Raw genomic sequence first — 10,300 nt, 5'->3', positions numbered from 1 at the left:
CTCTCGTCCATGACTGCCTCAATCACCTCAATTTTATTTTTATCTCTCATTGTTAGTAGCATCCTTCTCCTCCTTTCGGAGGATAGCTACTGACATTTTCACTCGGCAGTTAGTACTGACACTTTCACTCGGCTACCACATAGATTAATTTGGTCCCTTGAAATTGTAAATTTAAAAGAGTAAAATGGTTTTCAAATTAGAGGTCTTGATGAAAAAGAGAAAAAAAATAGAAGTTGGGGAAGTTCTTGTATCCATTCAAATTGAAAGGCTTGATAATGGAGATTATCTTGCCACGAGTCTTGGAGTGCCTGATCTTCTAGCCCAAGGCAGAACTATGGCTGAAACCTTAGAAATTGCGCAGGATGTTTTGCGTAAGTTGATTGAATCCTATCTTGAACATGGGGACCCTTTGCCACGTTCTTTAAAAAAAACCAGCGATTACCCCAAACCAACGACAGTTCAGATTCCAGTAAGCATCAATATTTGATATGACAGCCTCTGAATTAATTCGTAAACTAAAAAAAGCGGGTTTTGTTTTTGATCGCCATGCCAAGGGAAGTCATGAAATCTGGTACCACCCTATTACAAGAAAAAGAACAATTGTTCCCAACCATAGTGGACATGAAATCCCGAAAGGCACTTTGCGGGCCATTATTCGGCAAATGGGAATAACAACTCGTCAATTTGAAAAATTATAACGTGGTTAACCAAAGCATCTACTTGTTGGATAGTTTATTTAAGATTTTCCTCGGTATGCAATGCCAGCTCTATCATCCGCTCTAGGAGCTGATCTGCGGGTAGGCCTGGAAAGTTTTTAAGAATGAGTTCTTTAGAAAAGAGGCGACAAATATATTTGAGCTTGAGGGCTTTGTTGCGAGAGGCGTAAACGAAATCACGGTGGGCATTATTGATAACAATGACATTTTGTTCGGCAAGAAATCGCGAACGCCAATTTTGACCTGGCTCCTTTTGAAAAGTGTAACCCGGTAACCCCTGCTGAGTTGATTCGGGCCCTTTGACAGGGGGAATCAATTCGTCTGTTACTGTAATCAGCGCTTCCCCCACGCATTTTACTTGCCCTTGAGTCACGGTGACCTGAACACGTACCAGGGCAGGTTCTGCAGAGGCCTCAAACGTGCACACTTCGGTGTTGGTGGTATGCAAGGAACCCCCGCCCTCTAAAATTTCCCAGCTAAAAGAAAGATTGTCTTCTACGAGGCGCCGATGACGGTCACGAGGAACCGCTCGTAGGTGCCGGGTCTCCTTTACTGCAACAACACAGGAAGCAGGAGAAAGCCGCACACTGAACAGTGGACCTGGAAAATCAAAAAACTGTTTTTGGGAAGGCGCCGATTCTTCCAAAGTTTTGGGGGAAATACTCAAACCTTCGGTAACAGCACCATCACTATTGTAACCGCTCTTTTTGCGAAGCTCAAACCAATCATATTCCTCTTCGGGAAGAACCATCAAGGCCTCTTGAAAGGCCTTTTGGATCGACCGCAAAGTATCCCGACTGGTCTTTTCTTCTTCGGCCTTTCGTTGCTCGGCTAAAAGCTCAGCCAGTGCCGCTTCTACCGGTTTTAAAACTGTGCAGAACAAGGCATATACCTCATCTTGGATAATCCCTAATCGAGTGCCAGGCGTAAGGTTTAAAAACGAAACATCGATGAGGCCCTGAAAATAACCCGCTGTCCATGGTTCTTTTTGAAAAGGTTCCAGGTCATTGATTTGCTCCAACACACGAGTGCCCGAACGGTAGAGGCCAATATGATGATTGGGATTGGGCTCTGAGAGATAAATTTCAACATAAATATTCCCCAGAGGGCAATCGATCGTAGGAAGACCATGAACGAGTTGACCCTCAAATTTTCGGGGCTCCACACGGTGTTCTTTATGAGAAAGTCGGTCAATAATTTTAATCTTCACACCTGTGTGTTTGATGCGATCCCGTAGCTCCGAGGCAAGGTACCACTGAAGTTTGTCACCACTGAGTTGTTTGACGCCCGGGAGGAGATCGCTGACAACGAGTTCAGTGCCTGCTTGAGCAAAAAGCAACCTCTTCGGATGCACGGTGTAACTAGGGTCCCCTTTCGACATTCTCATTTGATAACATCGACCATCGGCACCTGAAGAGGTGAGGGTCATTTCTTGCCCTACGGTCCAAAAGCTGAGTAACCCAATGCCAAATTCCCCCTGCATGCCTGTTGCCCCATGATGCTTGAGTTGGCGTTTGAGAGAATCACAAATATGGGTGGCAACATATTTAAAATTAGGCAACCCCGTTTCATCTCGAGGAATCCCCTCCCCATCATCGGTGATCTTGAGATAAAAGAAACCCCTTTCTTTGCCACGAATGATGGTGATGTTTTTGGCCTTTGCATCGATGCTATTTTCAACAAATTCTGCAATGGCCTTGAGGGGGTTGCTCTGCGAGAGGGCAATGATTGTGATCGCGTTCCAATGATCGCCAATCCGCAATTTGCCGGATTGAGACTGGGCTTGTAATTTCAAAGTACTTTGTTTAGCCATGATGGGGTTGAACCTTTCTGTAATAATTTAAAATTTTGAAATTTCATCCTGTGCTAGGGCGCGGTTGTATAGATAGACTTCGTCGATAGTTCCCTGAAAAAATCCATAAAAAATATGGCCAATATGAAGGGACGAATCATTGAGGCCAAGAACGATGGGACCAGGAAAGATCATGCTACCTAAATCCAAGTTGTTATCAAAATACAAATTTATTGCATCATCATCAAAAATACCCACAACTTTTTGAGTACTACCCAGTGGTACATTCTGCTGACTTAAAGCACCCCCGCACCAACTGGAACAAATTTCCATTCTGAGTGTGCCCTCATAAATACTAAGTTCGTATCCATAATGGGGCTGAAAAGGATTCAGTTTCATTAAAATCCCCATATAGGGGGATGGGCCTGCAGATGGGCTTGCGTTAAATGAACTTACAATTGTTAACGCGGAGAGATTTTTTAATATATCAGCATCGGCTATTTCAATCCAATCATCCACCCCATCAAATTGCAGCCCTGAGTCTACCCATGCTGGGCCCCCTTTGGGAATGCCGTGGTTGCTGTATCCGCTGTAGTCGCAGATGGTTTTGTTGGGGTCGATGTCTCCACATAAACCATTATTTTTTTCATGGAGACGTAGCCACAGCACCAGGCCAGTATCACCGGTGGTTACGTTTTTTTCTAGTGTGTTAAGAACCTGGGTGCCACTTAGCTCTTCGACTCGTAATAAATAATCTTTTCTCGGTTGCAGACCATTCATCTCTATCGTGTCCCCTCCATCCCATGTGTCAAGATCAACCGTGGTCGAGGTTGGCTGATTTTGAGCATCAAGTAGAATCGCACTTGCTCGATATTTCTTTGAATCACTTCCGGGTAGGATTAAGGCGCTGGCTGGTCGGGTCTCATTCTTAAAGTCACTGATCGCTCCGTATTTGGGTACATCACTATTCAATGTCGTAACCTCTAGAGGCAACGCTTGCTCATTATCACATTGCAATTGCAATGGTGGCCCCTGTTCCTTGCAGGTTTCTTTAGTTGTCGCCTTGCGCTTTACCTGAAGGGTATAGGTTTTCGTCTCTTGAGGGGTGATCGCAAAACTACCCTTGCAAGTGGTAATCTGAGATTTCATCGCAGGGTCTTTACTACAACTAGCCCCTCCCAATTTTGTGCCGTCGATCTTCAAATCATCCGGATCCACGTTCTCCACTTCGTACTGGAGAAAGGTCTTCCACCCCTTCCATAAGTCTCCTGATTTAAATACCTTGATATTAGGTTTATTGCGCACTTTGAATTCAACTACTCGCGGGGGAACAGGTACCCCATCGAGCCTACTTACCGTTACCTCAATGGGAATGATTGTATCTTCTGGCATGTCACTCACGTCTAAAATATAGGTGGCATTGGTCGAACTGCCGGGACCAAGTTCTAAATTAATCCCAGCTGGTGCTGTAGCTAGTACCGATGTCGTATTAGGCAGATTCACCACACTAAAAGATACCACTTCCCTCCCAAATACCCATCTTCTGCCGGTTGGCAGATCCACTTTGATATTGCTATTGTTGCTTACCTTGTATTTCCCCTGCCCTGACCCTATATTCTTTTGCTCATCAGTCACCTGCACTTCAAGATCGACCAACCCATCGGGTAATTGGGTGGTATTCACAGCATCGAAAATCACCTCGATTTCTTTTGATATATTTCCAAACGTCTTTTTCGTGTAATCACTTAACTCCGCAGTATTATGTTTCAAACTTAGCCCGTTTATCCCATGCCTTGCACAGGCTATTCCCTTTAAAGTCTGGGTGCCTTCTAATTCGGTCCCCTCTTCTGGATCACTGAAGGCAAAGGTTGGATGCGATTGCTGACTATCAAGTTTAAAGTCCCCTGTCCCCGATTGCCCTTGAACGACAGTTACCCCGTCTTCAATGGTCGCGTGTAATTCCCTTGAAGTTAAATCTTTGTTCACGCTCAATAGATCTAAGCGATAGATGATCTGCTTCGTTTGTTTGCCATTGCTGCTTCCCGTGGTTTCGCTGACTTTTGTAACTCCGCAAATAGGATCCGTGAGCTTCATGTCTTCTATGTGCGCATTGTCTTCGCCTTCGAGGGTGATGAATAAGTCGGGCCCTTGCTTGGGTTGATCGGTGGTGATTGTGAGAGTTGGTGGTTGGGGAATACTTGATGGATCCGTTGGACTAACTTTGTCTTTGAGTTCTTGGTAAGAACTCCAGCCATCGTTGTCGGGGTCTAAATCGGGAAGAATGCCTTGGCTGATGGAGGCGCTGATGTTCGGATCTTGTTTGTCGACTTCGTATCTAATGTCACTGCTGGTGAAACTTACGGTCTCGGCGTTGCCGTCGCCGATTTCTTTTTCTACTTCGGCATAGGCGAAGGCGATGGCGTTGCCTGGGGTTAAATATTGAAACTCGATGATGAATTTATACGTCTTGCCGCCGGGGAGTTTGAAGCTCTTTGCTTTTACGGTGCCGGTGGTTTCATCGACCTGCATGGTGGTATCGTGGACTTTGGTTTGGGCGGGTAATTCGTAAACGCGTAGTTGGGCGGCTAGCCAGGGGGTGGCTTGGGCGTTTAGGTCTTGGCTCCATCGGCTGGGGATGGGGATGGATAGGCCTTCGGGGGGTGTTGAGGGGGTGGATGGGATGCTACAGGAAGAGCAGAAAAGAAGAAGAAAACAGAAATAAAATAGAAGATTCTTTCCGCCGGAGGCGGACCAGCCTCTGGCTGGCACCAGCTCTGAATGACATGTTATGCAGGACCTGGCACTCATATAAATTGCCTCCCTCGAACCTCGCTATAGCTGCCTCCTCACCCGAACTCAAGGGGGTTTTGGAAAGTGGCGGGAAGGACTCTTTTCACTTGCTAACGTTCTAAACGTTAGGTATGTTAACGTTATGGACGTTAAGACAATTAATCATCTCTTGGCTGAAGGGAATATCGATCGTGACGATATGTGGCCTCGCATTATTGAAATGGAATCAAAGGCCTATCCGTTTCGCTTTGAATTTGGGCTTGATGAACTACCCAAGAACCCTGGGCTCATCATTATCCGAGGCCCCCGGCAATATGGGAAAAGCACCTGGCTCGATATGAACTTGCGATGGTCGGCTGAGGAATTTGGAAAAGGTTCCTCCTATTATTTGAACGGCGATGAAATTGCTTCAGCTAACGAACTCATAGAAGAAATGAAATCTCTCTACCCTGCCTACTCTAGAGACGCAAAAGTGAAGCGGCTGTTTATCGATGAGATAACTGCCGTTCCAGAATGGGAGAAAGCCATCAAACGGATGGTCGATCAAGGCTTATTCAAAGATGTGCTTATCATCACAACGGGTTCAAAAGCATCCGACCTGCGTCATGGTTCAGAAAGGCTTCCTGGGCGTAAGGGTAAATTGCCCAAGAGTGAATACATATTTTTGCCGATCTCTTACCGAGAATTTAAATTTAATGTTCGAGATATACATGGTGACAAATCGTGGATCGCTTATCTTTTAACAGGCGGCTCTCCTGTGGCTTGCAATGATATTTGCCAATTTGAACGTCTGCCAGAATATTTCATTCAACTCGTGCGTGATTGGGTTTTGGGAGAAATTGTTTCGTCAGGTAGAAGCCGATTGGCTTTAACCCAGCTTTTGCACGTTATCATGCATTACGGAGGTAAACCGGTTGGTTTTGCAAAGCTTGCCCGCGAAGGGGGCCTGGCTAACAACACGGTTGCCAGTGGTTATATCGAAAAACTTTCTGACCTGCTTTCTGTTATGCCATCATGGCCATTAGAGCCCAATAAAAAAACCTTGCTCATGCGAAAGCCTTGTAAATTTCATTTTATCAATCTCGCTGTGGCTATTGCCTTTCATCCATCATCACTTAGGCAGGTACATGAATTTGAAAACCTATCTCCTGAACTACAGGGAATATTTATCGAATGGCTTGTAGCTCAAGAAATATGGCGCCGTAGTGTTTTAACCGAACAAGCAAATCCAGAAGCTATCGGTTTCTGGGCCTCAAAAGAACATGAGATAGATTTTGTAACGCCTGATTTTAAATTCTTCGAAGTAAAAAAGGGACCAGCAAACCCGCTTGAATTCAGTTGGTTCTCAAAAGTATTTCCAAAAGATGAGTTGACGGTTATCTGCAAAACACCGTTCAAATCAAAACAAGTGACAGGTATGACGATCGAAGACTTTTTATTATCGGCTCCAACTTCACTGATCTATCATGAATAGGCTGTTTAGGCATTATTAGCAAAAAGAAACGGCCCCGGAGTAGGGGCCGTTATTGGAGAATGGGGGGTATGGGAACTAGAAACTAACCGTTTTGTCGCTGATATTTTGTAATTGATTGGCTACTGTAAAACCTTGTTTCTTTTTCACGCTAAAAATCATTGTCTCGGTTTTGTGTTGAGTTGTTTTAAATTCGACGCCAAAGGTAATCATCTTCTTTTTCCAAAGTAACATCAGTGCCCCCATGGGCCCAAAGTAGGCTGTGGTGCCTATGGTGGCCCCCACTCGAAATTTGGATTTGCTGTTGCCAGCAATGTTGGTGATTTTTTTACCCGAAATTTCCCGATTCAGATTCTGATATACTAAATCTTTGTAGCGCACCGATAAATGATCGGATTTGCTAAAATCAATAAAACATTTCTTTAACTTGCCTTCGGGGATAAGGCATTTAGCATCATAATAAAATGCATGGGCGTTTTGAGCCAAACAGGTGATGGCTAAACAGAATATAATGATTATTTTTTTCATTTTTTACTCCTTGAACAAATTTGTTATTCAGGAGGAGCAAAAAACCTGCCAAGAAACGGTTACAGGGATTTATTTTTTAGAATGTTAAACAATTATGGGGGATTTTTTTATTTTTATGAGAACTGCCCCTTAGGCGTAGCTGCCCTCTTTGAGTCCGAATTTCGGACATGGAAGTCTGGTTTTCGAACGATGTGAAGATAAAATGGAAGATTGCCACGCCCTTCGGGCTCGCAATGACATTGTCAACACATTGTCAGTTACTCTTGAATATTTTCAATCAGCTCTAGCAAAGAACGTCTTATTTTAAGATTCAAGCCAATTAATTCCTCTATCGAAAGAATCCCCTGCAATTCTGCTTTTAAACTTTGATCGTCGATCAATTCTGCAGTTTTTTGCAGTTTCCCCAAAAAATCGTTCATCGTCATTGATTTGACTTTGGATTGATTGGCGAATTTCTGCCTATCATTAATTTTAGAAAGCCTTTTTTTAAGAACATCTAAATCTGGCTTAATTCGCAGGCGAGTATAAAAATAATAAATATCATAAAGATCTCTCATCAATCCTCTTTCATTCCAAGCCGCCATTTTATGGGCCAAGGATTCTTCTAATTTCATGACTCGAATGACCCTTGGCAACTGATTAACCGAACGAGCAAGAGAAGCCGTACTCATTTCTTGTGATGCGCAAGTTTCACTAACGTTCGCTTCAATTTGTACTTTGAGATCATTGTATTCAAGGATGATGCGCAAACTAGTAGAATGCAGTGAGTGATGAACTTTAGCACCCTCTAACTCAGAAAGGGCTTTTAGAATCGCAGTAACAATATCTTTTTTTGATCGGTAGGGCGCAAAAACGTAATCCAAATCATTAGTATGACGCGGGCAATCCAATAACTTTAACAACATGCCGCCTTTTAAGATGGCCTTAGGGCCAAATCTTTCGGCCAATTTATTCATGACCCAAACCATGAGTGCATCGAGGGATTCAATTTCCGCCATGAAAGACTCCTTTGACAAATTTTATAAACCGAGGGTTTTTGTATTTTTGTAGGTAGCGATATATTATTTTTTTATCTAATTTTTTTATAAAAATATCCTGATAAATATTGAAATAAGGTTTAAAACCTTTTTGGTAAAAATAAAGTGTATCTAAAAAGGCCTTTTCTTTGTTGGCATAACGAATCCCTGTTTTTACTTCATAACCAAAAAACAGATGGGGCGCGATGCCAAGGTGAATAATGGTTCCCAATGGATGTTCGTAAACTCGGCGTTTGCCAACTTTAACGGCATAAACCGTATGGTGTGGCACAGTTCCAATAAGCAAATTTTTGGCAAGTACATTGGCCATGCTGATGTAAGACTTTTCGCAAATACGCTGGCTTAATACTTCTAATTCAAAAGGGGGCATCACATAAAAACCCCGCATAAACTGAAAAAGAATTTTGTGATCTTCCAGGGCTTGTATTTGGCGTTGAAAATGAAGGATGGATTTGTATTCGATTAAATTTTTTAGATCACTTAAAGTAAAAACACCGCTTTGGTTTTGATGAAACTTTTGGAGTTTAAGCAGATTGGCTGGCAAATTCATATAGACAGATAATATAATTTTTTGATATTATCTGTCAATATGAAATTGCCTATGATTTATGGGAATAGTTCAGTAAACTCTTGATCAGTCAAAGCATGTTTAAAAATAAGAAAATCATATAAAGTCCCGGAAAAATGCGGATTTCCCGGATGAAAGGATGTAATATTCCCAATAATAAGTGACCCAGGATTTGATTGCGGCATAAAAGTTGTATTATCAACAGGTTCTTTCTTTAAATTTTTATTTGTTTGAAGAATTTTAAATATCTTGTCCTTAGCACCATAAGAACAAACCGCAGCAATGTTGTCCCCAAACGCAATGTCATACTCATCATAATTAATAGCAGGTTCGCTATAGCCTCCACCTTCAACCGTTCCAACAACCGTTCCAATGACACCCAATCTTAACTGGAGATGGTCATAATCGGGAGGATTGGGTTGTAGACGAAAAGTATAACCTCCACCACCCAATCTTTTATCAGCTATCTCCTGATAGGCAGAATAAATAATCCCCAATTTGAATTTTACACCTATGGTCATTGATTCAGGGTTTAAAGAATCGCTATTTTCAATAACGACCTCTGTGTCTTGGCCGTTAAAGACTAAACCATTGATTAACCCATCCATGCTGGATGTCATAAATGTGCCTTGTGGAATGCCGTGGTTGCTGTTGCCGCTGTAGTCGCAGATGGTTTCGGCTGGGTCATCGGCATCATCACACGTGATGTTATCCTTGGGATCTTCGTTGAACCGTACCCATAACACTAGATCTTGGTCACCCGTGGTTACGATTTTTTCCATGGTACCCAGCACATTGCCTTGTAGCTTGGCTAACTTTTCCAATCGAATCTTATAATCGGTTCTGGGTTCCAACCTCGATTTGTCGAGGGTGATGATTGCACCATCTTTGCCCTCTTTTTCAAAATCGGTAGGACCTTCTTGTAATTGCTCGTTCAACCGAATTGCCTTTACTCGATAAGAACCACTGCTTGGCAGTTGGATTTCATCGGGTTCCTCATCATTCTTATTACTCACAACTCCGTAGCTTGGAATCGAGGGGCTAAGATTAAGCCCTTGAATCTTAATATTTTGACCGTTGTTTTTAGAACCTCGGACTGCCGTGAGTGTGTAGTTATTTTCCCCTATTTGTTTTACTTTGCGTTTCACCTCACCCTTACAAACATTGATCCCCTTCATGATTGGATCTTCGGAACATGGAAGCACTTCACCTGCTTGCTTATCACCACTTACCTCCACTGTGTCGGTATTCACGACCTCGTAACGCAAAACAATTTCATATCCAACTGGGGCTTCGAGAATTTCACTACTAAATTGCTTGATCTGGGGATTATTGCGTACCTTGAAAGAAATCACCCGAGGTGGTTCATAACTTCCATCTGCCTTCTTAACCTGCACT

The 10,300-nt window shown here is 43.0% G+C and carries 9 protein-coding genes; 3 read left to right on the top strand and 6 right to left on the bottom strand.

Annotation, left to right across the window (positions count from 1 at the left end; translation table 11 throughout):
* The first annotated feature begins 208 nt into the window (after positions 1 to 208).
* Positions 209 to 487, top strand: coding sequence for a type II toxin-antitoxin system HicB family antitoxin (locus HYU97_07920; GenBank protein MBI2336671.1), 279 nt, complete (start codon positions 209 to 211; stop codon positions 485 to 487).
* Position 488: 1 nt separating this feature from the next.
* Positions 489 to 698, top strand: a complete 210-nt coding sequence (locus HYU97_07915; protein MBI2336670.1) for a type II toxin-antitoxin system HicA family toxin — start codon at positions 489 to 491, stop codon at positions 696 to 698.
* A gap of 34 nt (positions 699 to 732) precedes the next feature.
* On the opposite strand, the gene HYU97_07910 is transcribed toward HYU97_07915, so the two are convergent.
* Positions 733 to 2,529 (bottom strand): ATP-binding protein, encoded by a 1,797-nt coding sequence (locus HYU97_07910; protein MBI2336669.1) that lies wholly within the window; start codon positions 2,527 to 2,529, stop codon positions 733 to 735.
* Positions 2,530 to 2,556: 27 nt separating this feature from the next.
* Positions 2,557 to 5,316, bottom strand: coding sequence for a LamG domain-containing protein (locus HYU97_07905; protein ID MBI2336668.1), 2,760 nt, complete (start codon positions 5,314 to 5,316; stop codon positions 2,557 to 2,559).
* A gap of 202 nt (positions 5,317 to 5,518) precedes the next feature.
* Between HYU97_07905 and HYU97_07900 the strand changes: the two genes are divergently transcribed.
* Positions 5,519 to 6,772 (top strand): ATP-binding protein, encoded by a 1,254-nt coding sequence (locus HYU97_07900; GenBank protein MBI2336667.1) that lies wholly within the window; start codon positions 5,519 to 5,521, stop codon positions 6,770 to 6,772.
* A 75-nt stretch (positions 6,773 to 6,847) separates the two neighbouring features.
* Here the strand turns inward: HYU97_07900 and HYU97_07895 are convergent, their stop codons facing one another.
* The 4 genes from HYU97_07895 to HYU97_07880 form a co-directional block, all read right to left on the bottom strand.
* Positions 6,848 to 7,297 (bottom strand): hypothetical protein, encoded by a 450-nt coding sequence (locus tag HYU97_07895; protein MBI2336666.1) that lies wholly within the window; start codon positions 7,295 to 7,297, stop codon positions 6,848 to 6,850.
* Positions 7,298 to 7,554: 257 nt separating this feature from the next.
* Positions 7,555 to 8,295: a nucleotidyl transferase AbiEii/AbiGii toxin family protein gene (locus tag HYU97_07890; protein MBI2336665.1), complete on the bottom strand. Its 741-nt coding sequence runs from the start codon at positions 8,293 to 8,295 to the stop codon at positions 7,555 to 7,557.
* Positions 8,282 to 8,884 (bottom strand): hypothetical protein, encoded by a 603-nt coding sequence (locus tag HYU97_07885; protein MBI2336664.1) that lies wholly within the window; start codon positions 8,882 to 8,884, stop codon positions 8,282 to 8,284. Before HYU97_07885 ends, HYU97_07890 begins: the two co-directional genes overlap by 14 nt.
* A gap of 56 nt (positions 8,885 to 8,940) precedes the next feature.
* Positions 8,941 to 10,300 (bottom strand): hypothetical protein (locus HYU97_07880; protein ID MBI2336663.1); only part of this gene is annotated, 1,360 nt, incomplete at its 5' end.

This window comes from Deltaproteobacteria bacterium (assembly GCA_016183235.1).
Taxonomy (GTDB): Bacteria; UBA10199; UBA10199; order DSSB01; family JACPFA01; genus JACPFA01.
The sequence above is the reverse complement of the archived record's forward strand: the minus strand, read 5'-3'. Positions and strand labels throughout refer to the sequence as shown.